Source organism: Paenibacillus liaoningensis, assembly GCF_059609455.1.
On sequence record NZ_JCAALU010000008.1, the window covers coordinates 25830 to 44119 of the forward strand.

Below are 18290 nucleotides of genomic sequence, written 5' to 3' on the forward strand. Positions count from 1 at the left end.
GGATATGGCGTTTGTGAAAAAGGATGGAGGAGAGCTCATGGGAGGCGCAGTTGAAAAGCTTGGGAGCGGTTTTAGGGCATGGCTGCGGCGTTGTATCCAACTGCCGGCAGACGCCTTTCTGTATGCGGTTGGCAAATGGCATAGCTTTGGCGAGTCGCAAAAAATGGCTGCTGCGGCGCGCCCGCTTGTGATGCAGCCCGCAATCGTTGCCAAGCTTGCGGCCTCATGGACGCTGCTTGAGCGGGAGCAGGAAGCGGGCGGCTCCAATGCCAGCCCAAATGCCAGTCCCAATGCTAACTCTAATGCCAACCTTCCTGTGAACAGCACTGCCGCTGCCAGCCAAGCTGAGCATGAGCTGCTTGCAGCAATTCGAGCAGACGCCGTTCATTTGAATCGCAACAATGTGACGAGAACGGAAGCTTATTTGGCGATCTATGAACGCAGGCCCGAGCTGCACTGGGCGCTGCTGGCGCATTTGGTATCGCGTAATGGCGGCTGGAATATGACCGATTTACAAGGAGAGTGGCTGCCGTATTTGCTCGGCCGTTCCGCCCGCGAGGCCGTATTCCGCTTTTTAGAGCGCGCGAATGCGTTGATTTTTCAGGATGCTTTTCCGCAGCTGCTGCTGTATGAGGCGAGCTGCAGAGCTGGGCGTCCGTTGTTTCATTTGCTGCCGCAGCTTGGTGTTTCCCGCTTTATGATACCGGTCTGGCAAACGTTTTGGGAGAGCGGCGATTCCGCTATTTTGACAGTTGCGCTGATCGTGAATGAGCAAAATTACATTGAAAAGCGAATTGTACAGCATCCCTTTTTCCGCAAGGAGGTGCTGGATACGGTGTTTTTTGGCTTGCAGTCGTTATTGCAGCTTAATGCGGTTGTGTTTTGTTATCGCTCCGGGGGTGAAGAAATGAAGCTGGCGGGGCTTATTTTGGAAAACTTCGACAATCTGAAAGAACGAATTGAGTTCGGCAAACGGCTGTATGCGCTGCTGTTCAGTGTGCCGGAGGTGCATGGCGGCGCCATTGCTTTCGCGCGGGCCATTCGTCATACGGGTTCACGTGCGGATTATGCCCCTCATTTGTTTGCAGTAGTCAGGCGTGATCCGCCAAAGAAGCCTTACAGGGAGCGGCTATCGGGGAGACGGCTGGCGCCGGGTGCGGCTCCATTATTCAGTCCGGAGCTGAGCAGCGTCTGGCCGGATCGAGCGGTTGAGGCGCCTGAGCCTGGCGATTGGTTCCGGGGGGCAGCGCAGGTGCTTCCTTATTTTCAAAAACTGCCGCTGCCGCATTCCTTTGAAATGACTAATGAATACAGTCTGCTGCTGAATAAAATTGAACTGGCTGTGCTGGCTTCACAGCAGTGGAAGCCATGATTTGGCTAAATAAATAGATTTGCGGCTTGGATGTGTGAGCAAATGGTTGAAAGGGCTAGGCTGATCCTATAAAATGGGAAAGAGGGGCCGTGAATGCTATAACGGGACAATGGACTATGGGACAATGGGAACATACAGGCAAGGGCAAGCCCATAGCAAGAAGCGACTAGTTTGCTGCATTGAAATGTAAGCGTTTTCTAAAGTTATCCGTACGCTCAAAAAGCCGACGAGGCACAGTTCATAGGAAAGGTAAGGAAGGGCGGGTCTGCTTGAAAAAAATAAAAGTGAACTTATTGGCCAAATTTCTAATTTCATATGTGCTGGTGCTGCTGCTGCCGATTGTCAGCATTTTGCTCTACTATTATCCTCACTCGACCAAAGCGGCCAAGGAGAAGGAAATGGAATGGAATGCCCATGTGACGGAGCAGTTCATGACCTCTCTCGATATTTTTACCCGCTATGTTTATGACTTGCCCTCGGAATTAATGCTCAATGGGGACATGAGGATGTACATGGCGATGGAGGACGATTATCGGCGTATCATCATTGCCAATGAAATGCGCAAATATAATGCAACCGATGCTTTTATCTACAATACGCTGCTGTATGTCAAAAACATCGGCTACTTGTTCGCCAAGACGGGCAGTGTCTACAGCGTGCAGGATTTTGCGGATCGTGGCGTAGGCTATTATTATGAAGCATGGCCTCATGATGAAATGTTTCAGGAGCTGAACAAGCTCACCCTGCCTTCCGTAAGGCCAGCCGAAAATGTCATTGTTCCGGGCAATAATGGCATCAGGATGCTGACCTTTATACTGCCAATGCCGCTAGGAGGGGAGCATTCCCCGGCATCGGTGCTCATTCTTGTGAAAGAAGAAACGATTATTCGCATGATGAATTCGGTATCCGAATCGTATAATGGCGAGTTTTATATTTTTGACCAGAAGGGCAACAGGCTTGTTGCGTCTAAAGAAGCGGCATATAGCGAGACGGATGATTTCCGCCAGATGGTTAAGCAGCTCGGCGCAAGCGAAGCAGGATCAACCGTTCAGACGATTGACGGCAAAGCCTATATTGTCTCGCATAATGTATCGGACAAAAACGGCTGGCAATATGTCAGCATGCTGCCCGTTACCGAATCTTTGCAGGATATACGCACCATCCAGTGGAATACGATACTTATTCTTCTGCTGATCCTGCTGGTAGAGGGCATCGTTATTTATATTTCCATTCGCAAAAACTATCATCCGATCAAGCGGCTTGTGGGCTTTGCCACAGAGGTGTTCAAGCATAAGGATAGCGGCCCAGGCCGGATGAATGAAATCGATACGATTCGTTACGCCTTGGATGGGCTTTCCTTAACGAATACGAAGCTGGATGAACGGGTTCAGAGATCGCTGCCGATTTTGCGCGACAATATGTTGTTTGAGCTCGTCAGCGGCCATTATGCGACTTGGGAGGCTTTTCATTCGCAAGGGGCGGATTACGGCGTATTTAAAAACCGCGATGCGGTAACGGCTGCTGTTCTCTCTTTCGATGCGAGCAAGGAGGATAGGGAGGAAGTATCCGATTTTTTGCGGCAGGAGGAGCAGCAGCTGCCTGAAACGTTAGATGGTCATTTCTTCGCAAGCATTTACAACCAGGAATGGATATTTGTCTGCTCGCATCATGAGGGCATCGACGTCAAGACGTATTTGTCCAGCGTGCAGAGCAAGCTGAAGGAGCAGTTGGGGCGGGAGGTGCTAGTCGGCATCGGCTTGGCTAAGAGCGGGTTGTCGCCGGAAGGCGTGCATTTGTCCTATTTGCAGGCGGTGCGTGCTGCTGAATATTTGCGTATTCGCCAGCATGATGAGCTGCTGGAGTTTGGCGAAATCGAAATTTCGCCAAATGGGATGGTATCTTATTTTGCCGAGCTGCTGCAATCTCTGGAAATGGCGATTCTCAAAAACGAGCCTAACATTGTACAATCCGTGCTTGAGAAAATCATTGACTATCTGGCAAGCAGCGGCATGCCGCCACATATGATCAGAACGGTCTATTCGAATACGATCAGCGTTATTTTGAGAGGGCTGCAAAGGTTCCATCAGGATGATGGCAATTTGCTCAGGCTTACGGATGCTGCCTTTTCGCACCGTTATACGATTGAGCAGATGGTGGGCATTATGCGAGAAAGCTGCAGCAAGCTATGCGATATTATTCGCGGGACGCTGCCTGCCGCCCGTACCGCAACCCAAGAGGAAATTTTGGCGGTCATTGAGCAAAAGGGCTTTGACTCTAATTTTTCATTGCAAATGTTCGCCGACCATTTCAGCATGTCGCAGTCAGGCTTCAGCTATCATTTTAAAAAAACAATCGGACATAATTTTAAAGAGTATATCGACAGGCTGCGCATTCAGAAGTCGATCCAATTGCTGCGGAGCACAGGAGGGACGCTGGACTCTATCGCGCAGCAGACAGGCTATTCCAACACATCGAGCTTTATTCGATCCTTTAAGAAAATGGTTGGAACAACTCCCGGCCAATACCGGGACTCTTGCAAGTAAGCGTGATCAAGCTGCTGCTATGCCGTTCGGGCATGGTGGCAGCTTTTTTTAAACTGCAATTCCGGGTCAAGCAGCCTGGAGCAGTCGCTTGTTTTATGCAGAACGTACACTTTTTGAGCATATGCAATATTTCAAAGAGAGGCTATTCCTTGAATGAAATCGCTTGCAAAACCAAATATAAAGCGTTTTCAAAAAGTGCTGATCAGTCAAAAACTGTTTGTATACAGCTTTGTGTCAGAACGGTTAGAGTAAGGGAGCCGAGCAGATACAGGCAGCAGGCTTGCTCCCTTTAGCAGCGAGCAAGCAGAAACAACAGATCGGCAGACTAAATGTATATCGGGGGAGAATGCACATGAAGAAGCAGATCATTACGATGTTGTCGTTGTTGGTGGTCGGGACGACACTCTTGGCGGCATGTTCCGGCTCTAATGAAGGCAGCGCAAGCGACCCGAGCGGAAGTGCCGGGCAAAGCGGCTCGAAGGTTAAGCTGACTGGCGTTATCGTCAAGCATCCATTAACGAAGCCGCTTGCCGAGATGGAATGGCTTCAGCAGATTGAGGAAGCGGCTGGCGTAGACATCCAGTGGCAAGAAATAACCGCGGATTGGGGGCAAAAGAAAGGAACGATGCTCGCCAGCGGTGATGTTCCAGATTTATTCGTTGGCCCGAATGTGATTACAGACGCTGATTTTGCCCAATTCAAGGGATTATTTCAGGACATGAGCGAGTTAATTGAAGGCGCTCCCAATGTTCAGAAAATGTTCGAAGAGAAGCCGGAAACCAAACAAATTTCCACGCAGCGCGATGGTCAAATTTATGGACTTGCGAAGTATCAGCGATTTTGGCCGGATACGGTTAACAGACAATATATTAATCAGACTTGGCTGGACAATCTTGGCCTAGAGATGCCTACTACATGGGATGAGCTGTATGAAGTGCTGTTAGCCTTCAAGGAGAAGGATGCGAACGGCAACGGAGATCCTAATGATGAAATTCCGATGGACTGGTCGGGCGGAATCGGCGGCTTCTTCAATCCAGCTGTGCTTCTAGGCGGCATGGGCATTAAGCTGTCCTCCGATGTAAGCGGGCAAGGCTACTTTGTTGAGGACGGCAAGGTGAAAAATTTCCTGACTGATGCTCGCTACAAGGAGCTCGTTATGTTCCTGAACAAGCTATACAAGGCAGGGCTCATTAACCCTGAGGTGTTTACTCACGATTATACGAAGCTGCAGGCTGTTGCCCGCGGGGAAGGGGATATAGCCAAAGTTGGCTTTACGTGGGGCTGGGTAGCATCGGATCGGTTTGGGGAGCAGCTTGCTCCGCAGTATGCGTCGATGTCGCCGCTTAAATCCTCTTCCAGCTATTCGGGCCCAGTATCCTGGAGCTATGACAGCTACACGCTAAATTATGGCGCCAATAATATTGTGATGTCCGCCAAAACGAAAAACAAGGAAGCAGCTATGCGCTTCATTAATGAGCTGTATAAGCCGGAAATTGGCATTCAAGTGCTGTTCGGCTCGATTGGCCCTAACATTGAGGACAAGGGCAATGGCTCCTATGCGGTGCTTCCACCAAAGGATGCGAAGATGGACCCCGGCACCTGGAAATGGACGTCCACTTGGGCAGATAATGGCGCTTTCTACATTTCGGATTCGATCGACTTGACACTCGGCAAGGATATGCAGGAGGTGCTGACCCAGTCGGAGCCGCTTAAAGAGGCACTTGCGCAAGTAGATTCCCAGATCGATATTTATCCGGGCACCTTTGTTAAATATACGAATGAAGATAACAATGCGATGAGCTTAAACAATACGAACATTATGAATCTGGCCAATACGACGTTCGCCAAATGGGTTACGAAAGGCGGAATCGAGGCGGAATGGGATGCTTATGTGAAGGAAAGCCAGAAAGCCGGCCTTGATAAAAATGTGGAGATTATGCAGAAGTACTACGATGAATTTGTAAGCAAGCTGTAGCGGAGGCTGTAGTGCAGGTTTACTCATGAAAGGAGGCGCGGCGATGCGTACAGCAGCGAAGCTCGGCACCGTCAAGCGTGACTATCAGCTATGGCTGATGATTTTGCCGGCGCTTGCCACTATTTTTATCTTCAACTATATTCCGATGTATGGCGTACAGCTGGCCTTTCGCGATTACGATTTCAGCAAAGGGCTGACTGGCGGGGAGTGGAAGGGATTATTCTACTTTCAGCAGTTTATCGAAAGCTATCTGTTCAGCGATCTGATGCGAAATACGTTTTTGATCAGTCTGGCGACCATTATTATCGGGTTTCCCGCTCCAATTATTCTCGCGCTGGTGCTGAACCAGATTCGCCGGAAATCGTTCAAAAATATGATGCAGACGACCGTCTATTTGCCGCATTTTATTTCGGTCATCGTGCTGGTTGGCATGTTGAACGTGCTGCTTTCCCCTGAGACTGGCATCGTCGGTCATTTGATGAAGGCGATTGGGCTGGGACATATCAATTTGCTGGCCTCAAGCAATACCTTTATACCTACCTATGTGATTTCGGATATTTGGCAGCATTGCGGCTGGAACAGCATTATTTATTTGGCAGCGCTGTCAAGTGTCGATCCCCAGCTCTATGATTCGTCCAAAATAGACGGAGCAAACCGCTGGCAGACGATACGTTATATCGATTTTCCGGCGCTGATGCCAACGATCGTCATTTTGTTCATTTTAAGCATGGGAGGCATTTTGAGTACGGGCTTCGAAAAAATATTTTTGATGCAAAATGCATTGAACTTGCCCGTATCCGAAGTGATTGCGACCTATGTCTACAAAATGGGGATCGTGTCCAACCAATTCAGCTATGCTTCAGCTATAGGCTTGTTTAATACGCTCATTAATTTTATATTCCTGTATACGATGAACGCTATCTCTAGACGGGTGTCCGACACGAGTCTGTTCTAGCCTACAGCGGAAGGAGGCACTGCAATGGAAAGAATACGCCCGCGCCTTGGCGGCGGTGAAATTTTGTTTAGAATCGTGCTAGTCATCGTCTGTGCCGTTATTTTCCTGACGATTGCTTACCCGCTTTATTTTATTATTATCGCGTCGGTAAGCGACTCGACACTCGTATCAACCGGTAAAGTGCTGCTGTTCCCCAAAGGAACGAGCTTCTTCGGCTACGGAGAGATCTTTAAGGATGAACGCATATGGACCGGCTACCGCAATACGCTTTTTTACACATCCGTGGGCACATTAGTCAATTTGCTGTTCACGCTGCCTGCTGCCTACGTGCTGTCACGCAAGGAGTTTAAGGCGAGAAAATACATTATGTTTGCGTTTGTGTTTACGATGTTTTTCAATGGCGGGCTCATTCCGACTTATTTGCTGATAAAGGATCTGCATCTAACGAATACGCCGTGGGTATTTATCGTACCGTTTAGCGTTAACGTATTTTATTTAATTATCGCCCGTACTTTTTTTGAATCGACGCTTCCTTCGGAGCTTTATGAGGCGGCTGCAATTGACGGCTGCTCGCATTTTGTCTATTTCGTCAAGGTGGCGCTGCCGCTGTCCAAAGCCTTGATCTCCGTCATCGGCCTGTATTATTTGGTCGGGCACTGGAATGATTTTTTCACTGCGCTTATTTACATTCGCGACAACGAGTTGAAGCCGCTGCAAATTATTCTCCGCGACATTTTATTGTCGAACCAGGTGTTTTCCAGCGGGGCGGGGACAGGCGGCGACTCCGGCGGCTACGCGCAGAAATATGCAGATCAGATTAAATATGGCGTCATTATCGTGTCTACGCTGCCGATTTTAGTGCTGTATCCGTTTTTGCAGAAGTATTTTGAGAAGGGTGTTATGATCGGTTCGATTAAAGGGTAAAATGGGGGACCACTGCGGCAGGCTGCTGCCCGGTGGTCCTTTCTAATGGAACGATTCTATATAGCTTGCTGCTGAATAAAAGCGAGCTAGCATTGCTGGCTTCGCAGTCGTTTGCAAAATAATTTGAATTTTAAAAAGGAATTTGTGGACTTTTGACCAATTAGTAAGGTAAGATGCTGTCCCTCGAACAATTCGTATAGCTCTTTGAGGATCGTATTTGGCGCTGCATAAAGACGCCATTCTCCGGTCTCTTTTGAATGCCCGCATTTTGCTAAAGATCTGGACTAAAGGAAGGTGAAGTATGGAAGACGTTCGAGTGCTCATCGCTGAGGATGAACGGGAAATTAGTGATTTATTAAAAAAATATTTAGATCGAGAATTATACAAGGTGGATGTTGCTGAAAATGGAGAAGAGGCTCTTTGCATGTTCGATAAAAACAGTTATAACCTTGTCATACTGGATCTCATGATGCCTAAGGTGGACGGTATAGAAGTATGCAGAAGACTCCGTAACAAAACCAATGTCCCCATTCTGATGCTCACGGCCAAGGACAATGAGGTTGAAAAGATTTTGGGCCTTAGTATAGGTGCGGATGATTATATCACCAAGCCGTTCAGCATCAACGAGGTTGTCGCTAGAGTGAAGGCGCTCATAAGGAGATTTTTAATTCTGGGCAGTGATGGACACAGCTATGAGAAAACAATGATCCGATTTAAGGGCATCTCGATTGATCTTAAAAAATATACGGTCAATATTGCCGGTGAAGAGATATCTCTAACTGCGAAAGAGTTTGAATTGTTAAAGTTTTTCGTTTCTCATCCTGAACAGGTTTTTACGAAGACGCAGCTTTTTCGCAATGTGTGGGACAGCAACTACATAGAAGACGATAATACAGTGATGGTACATATCAGAAAGCTTCGTAAAAAAATAGAAGCGGATCCTTCTAATCCGCAATTTATTCAAACGATTTGGGGAATTGGATACAAATTTACAGGTGAAAAAGATGAATCATAATCAGTTTTTCTTTGTTCTTATCATTCAATCAGTCATCATCGCCGGGCTTTTGATTCTGGAATTCAATGACGATGCGTCCGGGGTACTCAGATGGATTTTATTCACAGCACTTTGCTTGACAAGCGCATTTCTTTTCTTCACTAGATTTCGTACTCGCACCAGACTAAAGCAAATGACGGCGGAGCTAAGACGAGCAACGAGCGGGAATTTGAAGATGAGATTATTTGCAAAAGATGATGACGTGTGGAATGAAATGATTTTTTCGATTAATGAATTATTGGAGCAATTGGAAAACATTCAGATCGAGACGATCAAATCCCAAGCAGCAAGAAGAAGCCTGCTCTCCAATATTTCGCATGATATCAGGACTCCTCTTACGTCTATTATTGGCTATGTGAATGCCCTTAAAGATGATATCGCAATTTCGGAAGAGGAGAGACAGGAATTCCTTGAGATTATATCCACAAAATCTAACGGACTGAAGGAATTAATCGATGAAATATTTATGATGGCGAAGCTGGATGCGGACGAAATGCCTCATAAGCCGATTTCTCTTGATTTGGCAGAAATGATTAGAGAGTCGCTAATCGCATTTTTGCCTGAATTGAACAAAAATGAAATAGAGCTGCATGTCAGTATTCCGGATGAAAAATGTCTGATCCACGCAGATCGTCTAAGCGTTATGCGAATCATAGGCAATATCATCAAGAACGCTATTTACTATGGGGGAGAAGGGAAAGTGATAGGGGTTGAGCTTTCTCAAACCGCTCAAGAACACCAGCTGCGCATTTGGGATCAGGGACCTGGTATCTCAAAAGGGGATATTGCTAATGTGTTCGAGAGAATGTACCGGGCCGATCAAGCCAGAACACTGATTAAAGGAGGCAGCGGCTTGGGCCTTGCCATTGCCAAAGCTCTTATAGAGAAAAACGGCGGTGCAATATGGGTGGAGAGTGAACCGTGGCAAAAGACGGTTTTCGGGACATCATTTAAGAAACAGTTAAAGAATAGGTAAGAAGCAGTTAAATCTTTCTTTTTATAATGGTTTATAGCTTATAGAAGGAGGGCCGCATTTTGAGTGTTGTTATTAAAACCACTGATTTGACGAAGATTTATGGTAATCAGAAATCGGTGGATCATATGAATATGACAGTGAAGCAAGGCGAGATTTATGGTTTTCTTGGTCGTAATGGCGCAGGCAAGACAACCACAATCCGCATGCTGGTCGGGTTAATTAAACCTGCCCATGGACTAATCGAAATTTTTGGCGAAAATTTGTTGAACAATCAAAAGGAAATATTACGTCGGATCGGATCTATCGTTGAGGTTCCGGGTTTTTACGAAAACCTTACGGGCAAGGAAAATCTGCTGATTAACGCCAAAATCATGGGTATTCATAAGAAAAATGTCATCGAGGAAACCCTTGAAATGGTAGGGCTGCAGGATGAAACAAGGAAGCTGGTGGGGAAATATTCCTTGGGTATGAAGCAGCGTCTTGGTATTGCCAGAGCGCTTCTCCATTATCCTGAGCTGCTGATTTTGGATGAGCCTATGAATGGGCTGGACCCGATCGGCATTAAAGAAATGCGAAAGCTAATTAAAGCGCTGGCCGAAGAGAGAAAGATCACCATCCTGGTCTCTAGCCACATTTTATCGGAAATTGAGCAGGTGGCGGATCATATCGGAATTATTCACGAGGGGAAGCTTCTGGAAGAGATTTCGTTTGATCAGCTGCGGAAAATCAATCGAAAATACATGGAATTACAGGTGTCGAATGACAAAAAAGCAGCTATGCTGCTGGAGAAGCACTTCCATATTTATGATTATGAAGTACATGATGAAGGCCTCATCCGCGTATATTCTCATTTGGGGCAGCAGGGGCAGATCAATAAAGTATTTGTGCAGCATGAAATTGAAGTATCCAAGATCATGCTTAGCGAGGATAGACTGGAAGATTATTTTACGAATTTGGTAGGAGGCGGCACAATTGGTTGATTTGCTATATACGGAAATTTTGAAGCTTAAACGCTCCAAAATGTTTCTATTAAGCATGATTGGCGCTGCGGTAGCACCTTTTTTGGTAGTGGTCTCCACTTACATCCATATCAAGACGAAGGACCCCACGTTGTTTGTTCCTTTTGAGGAGCTATTTTTCGATTCCAATTTGTATACGGTTTTATTAGTTGGAGTTCCTTTGTATGGTGTAGTTACGGCATATCTTTTTAACCGGGAATATGCGGAAGATACTCTCAAAAACTTGTTAACGATCCCAGTATCCCGAACTAGCCTTATGTTGAGCAAGATGCTCCTCTTGTTCTTGTGGATTATGCTGCTGACCATACTTGCATGGGGGCTAACGCTGCTGCTCGGCATACTTGGCCAGTTCGAAGGGCTGAGCACTTTGCTGCTCGTGGAATCCTTGCGGAAATTTATAATCGCCGGAGCGTTTCTATTTATTTTATCAACCCCCATCATCCTGATCACCATCGTGCTGAAAAACTTTGTACCGACCATCGTTTTGACGATCGTCATCACACTGGTCAATGTCATGAGCTCCAATTCCGAATATAAAGGGCTGGTACCCTGGACAGCCGCATTTGACATTGCCAACGGCACGCTTTTGCCAGCTTATCCACCGGAATATTCTTATATTGCTATTGGGGCTACCTCGATTGTTGGATTCATCGCTACTCTAGTTTACTTTAGGAAGGCGGATATTCACTAATGTATGAAATCATTTGCGCCATAATACTCGGCATTCTTGAAGGATTGACGGAATTTCTGCCTGTCTCATCTACAGGTCACTTGATCTTGGCCGGTAATTTATTAGGCTTTGAAGGGGATAAGGCGACAACGTTCAAGATCGTGATTCAGTTGGGAGCCGTGATGGCTGTACTTATGCTTTATTGGAAAAGGTATATGGATATTCTAAAGGATTTGCTAACTTTTAATTTTTCGGCTAAAAACAAATTGAATGCCATTCACATGCTGATTGCCATGATTCCCGCTTTAATAGTTTATTTGATTTTTAAAGATGATATCAAATCGCATTTGTTCGGACCGGCCCCCGTCCTGATCGGTTTGATCATCGGCGGCATCCTGATGATTATAGCCGCAAGGGTCAAACGAAAGGTAACCGCCGAGAATACGGACGACATTACTTACAAGCAAGCATTTGGTATTGGATTATTCCAATGTCTAGCCCTATGGCCCGGGTTCTCGAGATCAGGATCGACAATATCCGGCGGGCTGCTGCTGGGTACTAGCCAGAAAGCCGCTGCAGACTTTACTTTCATCATCGCCGTCCCGGTTATGCTTGGTGCAACGATATTGGACATGTACGATAGTCGTGAGCTATTAAACGGGGATACCCTTCTATTATTCCTTATTGGTTTCATTACCGCCTTTGTAGTAGCGATGATTGCCGTGGTCACATTCCTGAACCTGATCAAACGTCTGAGATTGGAGTGGTTTGCGTTTTATCGTTTTGCGCTTGCTGCGGTCTTTTTCATCTTTGTAATGTGAGATATTTATATGGAATTCAAGAAGAATCCACTTTGATTTTGGATTCTTCCTTTTATTTCACTTCGTGTATTGAAGTGTGATAAATCAATTCGTCCTTTCAACACCGGTCACGGTTGCCACAAGACCGTCCACATAACGTCCTATTCGAATGCTTATCTCGGCACGCATGTAGTCTCTGGTGATGGTGAAATGATCTTCATATTCCCGGCAAATATAGCGGTAACGGGCCTCTTGATGATTTATCTCCTCTTCAAAAACGCGGATGCTTTTCTCCGTCAATCTTTTCTTTAATTGGGTTAAGTCGTCATGAACATTTCTAGCCAGCAATTGGGCCGCTTTAGAATAGAGCAGTCTTAGCGTTTCTGAGGATTGCTCAGCCTCGCGGGCTTTTTTGACGATGATCGCATGCATGATCGGCAGCAGCACATAATCTTTCATCATATGGATTTCTTCCGCTGTTGGACGAACAGGCTGAAGTGCTTGCTTTTGGAACCTGTTCTGAAAAGCCTCCTTATGCTGCGGAAGCATCATTCGGCTAGATTCCCAGAGCCCGTTCTTTTCAAGTTTTTTACTCATTTGTAGTGCCCCCCGATTTTTATAGACCTATCTGCTGCTTGCCCTGCGGCAGTAAGGGATGAAGCTCTTACAATTGCGGTGCTTCCGTATCGATTTTTGATGCCGTCTGTCACTTTCTCCAGCGCTCTAAGCTTAATCTGATCTTCAAAGAGGGTGAGCTGATAGTTTTGATCGTCCATGAGCTGGCTGATGGTCACACCGACCCGGCGCACAGGCATGCCATCCCAAAATTTATAAAACAGCTGCTTCACCGCTTCAAAAACCGTTTTGGTATGGTTAGTGGGGTCCAGCAGCTTCATTTGGCGCGAAAATCCGGTGGGCGCTTCGTAGGGGCTGCACATGCAGTTGACCGTAACGACATGGCCCATATATTTTTTGCGGCGGCAATCGCGGCAAACCTCCTCGGTCAGCTCTAATAAAACGGTATCTACCTCCCATGGCTCCATATAATCTCTTGGCAAAGTCATCATATGGCCAACCGATTTTGGCGGGTTGTTGAATGTTCCAGGCGTAACCGGGCTATCATCGATGCCGTTGGCCGTTCGCCACAGCACCTCGGCATGAATATCGGATTGCTTGCCAAAGCGAAAGCGAAACTGGTCCTTAAGACGCGGCAGAGGCGTTTTGGCAATATCGCCTATTGTATGCATGCCAAGACGGGTGAAATGGGTGGTCATGCGTGAGCCGACCCCAAACATTTTATGGACCGGCTGCGGCCACAGCAAAGCTTCGAGTTCTGCTTTAGGCAGCGTAAAGATGCCGTCCTCATTCTTTTTTGCCCAGATGTCAGTCGCCATTTTAGCGAGCATTTTATTGGAGCTTATGCCTACCCTTATCCATACGCCTGTTTGCAGGAGAACCTTCTGTTGAAGGGCTTTAGCTATCGTAACAGGGTCTCCGAAAAGAGGGAGGCTTGCCGTAATGTCCAGAAACTGCTCATCAATGCTAAAGATTTCAACCAGATTCGTAAACTCCTCATAAATGCCCGTAATCATCAGGGAGGCATCGATATAATGCTGCATGCGGGGACGCAGGACGACGAGCTCCGGGCATTTATTTAACGCGATTCCAAGCCGTTCGGCTGTCGTGATGCCGTATTGCTTGGCAATGGGGCAAGCCGCTAAAATAATGCCTGAGCGGCGCTCAACAGAGCCGGCTACAACAACGGGTTTATTTTTACACTCCGGATGACTGGCTTTTTCAATACTTGCGTAAAAACTTTGACAATCTGCGAGCAATATAACTCTTTCAGCTGTTTCCCTCATTCCAACCGCCTCCGCATATTCATCAGCATGGTCATTAGCTCGGCTTTCACTAAGCTTCTCAGCATGGTGAAATGGTGGATATAACCGCGAACTTTATATTCAACATGGACCCCCCGTGCATTCATCTCGGTGTTTAACGCTTTAATGTTCCGCTGTCTCATCTTTTTCTTAATGCTTTGCAGTTCAAGATAGATGCTTTGCTCCATTTCATTGAGATAAAAAAGGATATGGTTATAAATGATTTTATTTCGATGCATTTTTAATTCGTTGATGTCTCTAGCTAGCATATCGAGAAGAATCGGCAGCAAGGTAAACTTTTTAATAATTTGCAGATCCTCTTCCGTTTCGATGATTGAATGGACACTCATAGCTACACCACCATGACGCGAACGTTTATTCGTATTCTGTATTATATACCGAATGTATGTTCTCTATGCAAGGTTTCTTGAACAGGTAATTTCGACCAGCTTAGGCTTTGCTTCGGAAAGGGGCAGGAGGCTAGCGTTTTGCGGGGGCGGTTATAATTAATGAAGCTTGTCCAAAAGGTCAGAAGATGCGATGATAAATAAATCACATGCTTACATAAGGAGTTAGAACAAAATGAAACAGGCATCACTGCTGCAAGACAAAAAACAACGCAAATTGCTGTTCAGCGCTGGGCTCAGCTGGATGTTTGACGCGATGGACGTCGGCATGCTGTCCTTTATCGTGGCTGCGCTAAGCGTAGAATGGGGGCTTGGCACCGAGCAGATCGGACAGCTGACTGCAATTAATTCCATTGGCATGGCGGTGGGCGCGGCAGCGGCGGGTGCGCTTGCGGACCGCTACGGACGCCGGACGATTTTGCTATGGACGCTGCTCATTTTCTCGGCAGCAAGCGGCTTGTCGGCGCTGGCGGGCACCTTTACCGTGCTGTGCCTGCTGCGTTTCGCTGGCGGCTTTGGACTTGGCGGCGAGCTGCCCGTCGCTTCGACGCTCGTATCCGAGTCGGTTCCCGTGAAGGATAGAGGCAGAGCGATCGTGCTGCTGGAAAGCTTCTGGGCAGGCGGCTGGATTGTCGCTGCGCTCGTCTCGTATTTTGTTATACCGGCCTATGGCTGGCGAGCGGCGTTTATTATTGGAGCAGTTCCGGCGCTGTACGCGCTGTATTTGCGCAGAGCCATTGAGGATTCACCGCGTTATGTGGCGCAAAAGGGGAACGTTTTGCCGCTGCGCCAGCGGCTTGCGGCGATTTGGTCACCGAAGCATCGCCGCTCGACCATTATGCTGTGGCTGCTATGGCTGACGGTCGTCTTCTCATATTACGGCATGTTTCTGTGGCTGCCGACCGTCATGGTGCTGAAAGGCTTCGGACTGGTCAAAAGCTTTCAATATGTGCTGCTCATTACACTTGCGCAGCTTCCGGGCTATTTTACGGCGGCCTATTTCATCGAGAAGCTGGGACGCAAATTTGTGCTGGTCACCTATTTGCTGCTGACGGCGGTAAGTGCCATCTGGTTCGGCAGCGCGACGACAGAAGGCATGCTGCTTGCTGCCGGAGCTTGCCTGTCCTTCTTCAACCTTGGCGCTTGGGGAGCGATGTACGCTTACACGCCGGAGCAATATCCGACGGCGGTTCGGGCAACGGGAGCAGGTTTTGCTGCCTCCTTCGGCCGGATCGGCGGCATCATCGGCCCTTACATGGTAGGGATGCTCGTGGCGGGCGGCACATCGATTCAAACGGTGTTCATCATTTTCTTTGTGGCGATCGTATGCGGTGCGCTGGCGGTTGCTTTCCTAGGTAAAGAAACAAAAGGAATCGATCCTGACCGTTAAGCGCCGAAGCTTGCGGCGGGGCTAGAATGAGGATCAAACACGATATTTTCTAGCTTTTAGGCGAAAAAAAGCCCCTCTCCTGAGCTATAGCAGTTCCGGCAAGCCGAACGCTGCTCGATCAAGGAGAGGGGTTCTTTCATTGAAAATAGACAGCAAGATGCAGAATTTAGCACCCGCAGCTACTACCTAAGCGGCGCGAAATGCTTCACTTGCTCCAAAATGCCTTCGATTTCCTGAATCACATCTGCGGAAAGCTCAAGCTCGACAGCTTTGACGTTTTCGACGATTTGCTGCGGACGGCTCGCGCCAATCAGCGCGGAGCTGATGCCCGGCAAGCGCAGTACCCAAGCCAGCGCCAGCTGGGAAATGGAGACGCCAAGCTGGCTAGCCAGCCCGTCAAGCTGTTCTACGCAGTCAAGCACATCGTCGCGCAAATAGCTTTTCAGCACATGGTTGATCGAATCATTGGCAGCGCGGCTATCTGTAGGCAGTTGCTGGCCTTTTCTATATTTTCCGGTCAGGATGCCTTGCGCCAGCGGCGAAAAGACGATCTGGCCGATGCCTTCCCGCTCGCTGACAGGGATGACCTCTTGCTCAATATATCGCTCAAACATATTGTAGATCGGCTGGTTGGAAATAAGTGGGCGCAAATTCAGCCGCTTCGCAATGCCAGTCGCATCGGCGATTTGAGCGGCGCTCCATTCGGAGACAGCGGAATACAAAATTTTGCCCTGCGCGGTCAAATCGTCCAGCGCCCGCAGCGTCTCTTCCAGCGGAGCATTTTGATCATAGCGATGGCAAAAATAAATATCAATATAGTCTGTGCCCAGACGTTTCAAGCTGGCATCGCACTGCTCCATAATATGCTTGCGCGATAAGCCGCCGTCATTGGGGCCGTCACCCATATTGAAAAAGACCTTCGTCGAAAGCACGTAGCTTGCGCGCTCGAATGGCCGCAGGGCAGAACCAAGCGCCCGCTCGCCTTCGCCGCGGTTATAGGCATTGGAAGTGTCGAAGAAATTGATTCCGCTTTCAAAGGCTTGCTGAATGCAAGCGTCAGCCGCTTGCTGCTCGGTAGCTGTTCCATAAGTGAGCCAGCTTCCAAGACCGATTTCGCTTACTTTAATGCCGCTTGAACCGATGCGTCTGTATTTCATACCCTGATTCCTCCGCTTTCGTTGAAAAAGTAAATGCTCATCTCTGGCCGCAGCCGTTATTGCTCCAGTGATTTTTGCGTAAAGATAGCCATGTACGTCACTTCGTCCGATACGGGGCAGAGGAGATGCTCCTCCAGCGAATTGAAATAAAGCGTATCCCCCGGATGCAGCGAATATTCAGTCGCACCAACCTTATACGTCATCTCGCCGCTGATCATATAAATAAATTCCTCGCCCTCATGGGAGAAGCCGTGCGGCTTGACCTCGCCTTTGCGGGCCGTAATCAAATAAGGCTGGACGAGCTTGTCTCTGCGCTCGCTGGCAAACGCGTAGAAGGAATACCCTCTGTCTGTCCGGAGCCAGCTGTCTTTATCGCTGTACTGCAGGCTAGAATTGAACACGGTCGCATTGGCGCTCTGCTCTTCAATCAGGTCGGACACGCGGACGCCTAAAGCTCCGGCAATTTTCATCAGTGTCGCAACCGGAGGAGCGGATAGATCGTTTTCAATTTTGGACAGGAGACTCTTCGTAAAGCCGCACTGTTTTGCGATTTCTTCCTGCGTCCGCTTCTGTTCCATGCGGATCAGCCGGATTCTTTTGCCGAGGCTCATCAGTCACACACCTTTATTTGTCATACTTGTTTTCTATCGTATCATAAAAGGACCGAGTTGAAAACGATTCAATAAAGTTGTTGATAATTCAACTTAGTTGAATTAAAATAAACCTGCAATCATCTTAAGCTAAGTGCTTGAAGCATTGAAGGATAGACGAAACAGGGAGGGACAAAATGGTCAAGGCGGCGGATTTGAATGAGGAGCAGCATGTGCTGGATATGGGCTGGGGCAAAATATCGTGGTTGTACGGCCAAGAAATTGATCCTGCGGGCCAAATGACATTTGGGCAGGTTTACATTAATGCAGGCCAGGAAAATGGACGCCATCGGCACCCGAACTGCGAGGAAATTATTTTTGTGCTGTCGGGCGAATGCGAGCATTCGCTGGGGGATGAAACGTATCATCTGAAGCCAGGCATGGCACTGCGCATTCCGCAAAATGTGTTGCATCATGCCAAGGTAACCGGCTGGGAGCCGTGCCGGATGATCATTGCGTATTCCGCAGTCGATCGGCAGACGGTGGGCGAATAGGGCGGCCATTCGAGCGTTGGGCGA

17 protein-coding genes are annotated in these 18290 nt (G+C 47.9%); 12 read left to right on the forward strand and 5 right to left on the reverse strand.

Annotated features, from left to right (window positions below; genetic code table 11):
* Positions 1-37 precede the first annotated feature (37 nt).
* The 10 genes from AC6B99_RS13015 to AC6B99_RS13060 all read left to right on the forward strand — a co-directional run bounded on the left by AC6B99_RS13015 (position 38) and on the right by AC6B99_RS13060 (position 12309).
* On the forward strand, positions 38-1372 hold the full coding sequence (locus tag AC6B99_RS13015; RefSeq protein WP_496663499.1) for a DUF2515 domain-containing protein: 1335 nt from the start codon (positions 38-40) through the stop codon (positions 1370-1372).
* 269 nt (positions 1373-1641) lie between these two features.
* Positions 1642-3915 (forward strand): helix-turn-helix domain-containing protein, encoded by a 2274-nt coding sequence (locus AC6B99_RS13020; protein ID WP_496663500.1) that lies wholly within the window; start codon positions 1642-1644, stop codon positions 3913-3915.
* Positions 3916-4267: 352 nt separating this feature from the next.
* The gene (locus tag AC6B99_RS13025; protein ID WP_496663501.1) at positions 4268-5890 is read left to right on the forward strand and encodes an extracellular solute-binding protein; all 1623 of its coding nucleotides are present in this window, start codon (positions 4268-4270) and stop codon (positions 5888-5890) included.
* Between the two features lie 43 nt (positions 5891-5933).
* On the forward strand, positions 5934-6845 hold the full coding sequence (locus AC6B99_RS13030) for an ABC transporter permease (protein WP_056038494.1): 912 nt from the start codon (positions 5934-5936) through the stop codon (positions 6843-6845).
* Positions 6846-6869: 24 nt separating this feature from the next.
* Positions 6870-7769: an ABC transporter permease subunit gene (locus tag AC6B99_RS13035; protein WP_494881166.1), complete on the forward strand. Its 900-nt coding sequence runs from the start codon at positions 6870-6872 to the stop codon at positions 7767-7769.
* A gap of 301 nt (positions 7770-8070) precedes the next feature.
* Positions 8071-8784: a response regulator transcription factor gene (locus AC6B99_RS13040; RefSeq protein ID WP_496663502.1), complete on the forward strand. Its 714-nt coding sequence runs from the start codon at positions 8071-8073 to the stop codon at positions 8782-8784.
* Positions 8774-9799, forward strand: a complete 1026-nt coding sequence (locus tag AC6B99_RS13045) for a sensor histidine kinase (protein WP_496663503.1) — start codon at positions 8774-8776, stop codon at positions 9797-9799. The genes AC6B99_RS13040 and AC6B99_RS13045 overlap by 11 nt, the downstream gene beginning before the upstream one ends.
* 59 nt (positions 9800-9858) lie before the next feature.
* Positions 9859-10779 carry an ABC transporter ATP-binding protein gene (locus AC6B99_RS13050; protein ID WP_496663504.1) on the forward strand — a complete coding sequence of 307 codons (921 nt, stop codon included), beginning with the start codon at positions 9859-9861 and terminating at the stop codon, positions 10777-10779.
* On the forward strand, positions 10772-11509 hold the full coding sequence (locus AC6B99_RS13055; RefSeq protein ID WP_496663505.1) for an ABC transporter permease: 738 nt from the start codon (positions 10772-10774) through the stop codon (positions 11507-11509). Before AC6B99_RS13050 ends, AC6B99_RS13055 begins: the two co-directional genes overlap by 8 nt.
* Entirely contained in the window at positions 11509-12309 is an 801-nt protein-coding gene (locus AC6B99_RS13060; protein WP_496663506.1) for an undecaprenyl-diphosphate phosphatase, read from the forward strand. The genes AC6B99_RS13055 and AC6B99_RS13060 overlap by 1 nt, the downstream gene beginning before the upstream one ends.
* An 84-nt stretch (positions 12310-12393) precedes the next feature.
* Here the strand turns inward: AC6B99_RS13060 and AC6B99_RS13065 are convergent, their stop codons facing one another.
* From AC6B99_RS13065 to AC6B99_RS13075, 3 genes are read right to left on the reverse strand one after another with little or no spacing between them, the layout of a single operon-like run.
* Complete coding sequence (locus AC6B99_RS13065) at positions 12394-12885, reverse strand: YhjD family protein (RefSeq protein ID WP_496663507.1); 492 nt, start codon at positions 12883-12885, stop codon at positions 12394-12396.
* Entirely contained in the window at positions 12882-14150 is a 1269-nt protein-coding gene (locus tag AC6B99_RS13070; protein ID WP_056038476.1) for a DNA polymerase IV, read from the reverse strand. The genes AC6B99_RS13065 and AC6B99_RS13070 overlap by 4 nt, the downstream gene beginning before the upstream one ends.
* Positions 14147-14518, reverse strand: coding sequence for a YhjD family protein (locus AC6B99_RS13075; RefSeq protein WP_056038472.1), 372 nt, complete (start codon positions 14516-14518; stop codon positions 14147-14149). Before AC6B99_RS13075 ends, AC6B99_RS13070 begins: the two co-directional genes overlap by 4 nt.
* Positions 14519-14750: 232 nt before the next feature.
* Here AC6B99_RS13075 and AC6B99_RS13080 point away from each other — a divergent pair, with 232 nt between their 5' ends.
* Positions 14751-15965, forward strand: coding sequence for an MFS transporter (locus tag AC6B99_RS13080; protein ID WP_056038469.1), 1215 nt, complete (start codon positions 14751-14753; stop codon positions 15963-15965).
* A gap of 182 nt (positions 15966-16147) precedes the next feature.
* Here the strand turns inward: AC6B99_RS13080 and AC6B99_RS13085 are convergent, their stop codons facing one another.
* The gene (locus tag AC6B99_RS13085) at positions 16148-17122 is read right to left on the reverse strand and encodes an aldo/keto reductase (protein WP_494864000.1); all 975 of its coding nucleotides are present in this window, start codon (positions 17120-17122) and stop codon (positions 16148-16150) included.
* Positions 17123-17178: 56 nt separating this feature from the next.
* Positions 17179-17733 (reverse strand): helix-turn-helix domain-containing protein, encoded by a 555-nt coding sequence (locus AC6B99_RS13090; RefSeq protein ID WP_056038465.1) that lies wholly within the window; start codon positions 17731-17733, stop codon positions 17179-17181.
* A gap of 176 nt (positions 17734-17909) precedes the next feature.
* Here AC6B99_RS13090 and AC6B99_RS13095 point away from each other — a divergent pair, with 176 nt between their 5' ends.
* Positions 17910-18266, forward strand: coding sequence for a cupin domain-containing protein (locus tag AC6B99_RS13095; protein WP_056038461.1), 357 nt, complete (start codon positions 17910-17912; stop codon positions 18264-18266).
* Positions 18267-18290 lie beyond the last annotated feature (24 nt).

Coding starts and splice junctions, on each gene's coding strand:
- AC6B99_RS13090 (WP_056038465.1), bottom strand. CDS start 17,733: ATGAGCCTCGGCAAAAGAATCCGGCTGATCCGCATGGAACAGAAGCGG.
- AC6B99_RS13075 (WP_056038472.1), bottom strand. CDS start 14,518: ATGAGTGTCCATTCAATCATCGAAACGGAAGAGGATCTGCAAATTATT.
- AC6B99_RS13040 (WP_496663502.1), top strand. CDS start 8,071: ATGGAAGACGTTCGAGTGCTCATCGCTGAGGATGAACGGGAAATTAGT.
- AC6B99_RS13015 (WP_496663499.1), top strand. CDS start 38: ATGGGAGGCGCAGTTGAAAAGCTTGGGAGCGGTTTTAGGGCATGGCTG.
- AC6B99_RS13065 (WP_496663507.1), bottom strand. CDS start 12,885: ATGAGTAAAAAACTTGAAAAGAACGGGCTCTGGGAATCTAGCCGAATG.
- AC6B99_RS13045 (WP_496663503.1), top strand. CDS start 8,774: ATGAATCATAATCAGTTTTTCTTTGTTCTTATCATTCAATCAGTCATC.
- AC6B99_RS13035 (WP_494881166.1), top strand. CDS start 6,870: ATGGAAAGAATACGCCCGCGCCTTGGCGGCGGTGAAATTTTGTTTAGA.
- AC6B99_RS13025 (WP_496663501.1), top strand. CDS start 4,268: ATGAAGAAGCAGATCATTACGATGTTGTCGTTGTTGGTGGTCGGGACG.
- AC6B99_RS13085 (WP_494864000.1), bottom strand. CDS start 17,122: ATGAAATACAGACGCATCGGTTCAAGCGGCATTAAAGTAAGCGAAATC.
- AC6B99_RS13095 (WP_056038461.1), top strand. CDS start 17,910: ATGGTCAAGGCGGCGGATTTGAATGAGGAGCAGCATGTGCTGGATATG.
- AC6B99_RS13070 (WP_056038476.1), bottom strand. CDS start 14,150: ATGAGGGAAACAGCTGAAAGAGTTATATTGCTCGCAGATTGTCAAAGT.
- AC6B99_RS13030 (WP_056038494.1), top strand. CDS start 5,934: ATGCGTACAGCAGCGAAGCTCGGCACCGTCAAGCGTGACTATCAGCTA.
- AC6B99_RS13060 (WP_496663506.1), top strand. CDS start 11,509: ATGTATGAAATCATTTGCGCCATAATACTCGGCATTCTTGAAGGATTG.
- AC6B99_RS13080 (WP_056038469.1), top strand. CDS start 14,751: ATGAAACAGGCATCACTGCTGCAAGACAAAAAACAACGCAAATTGCTG.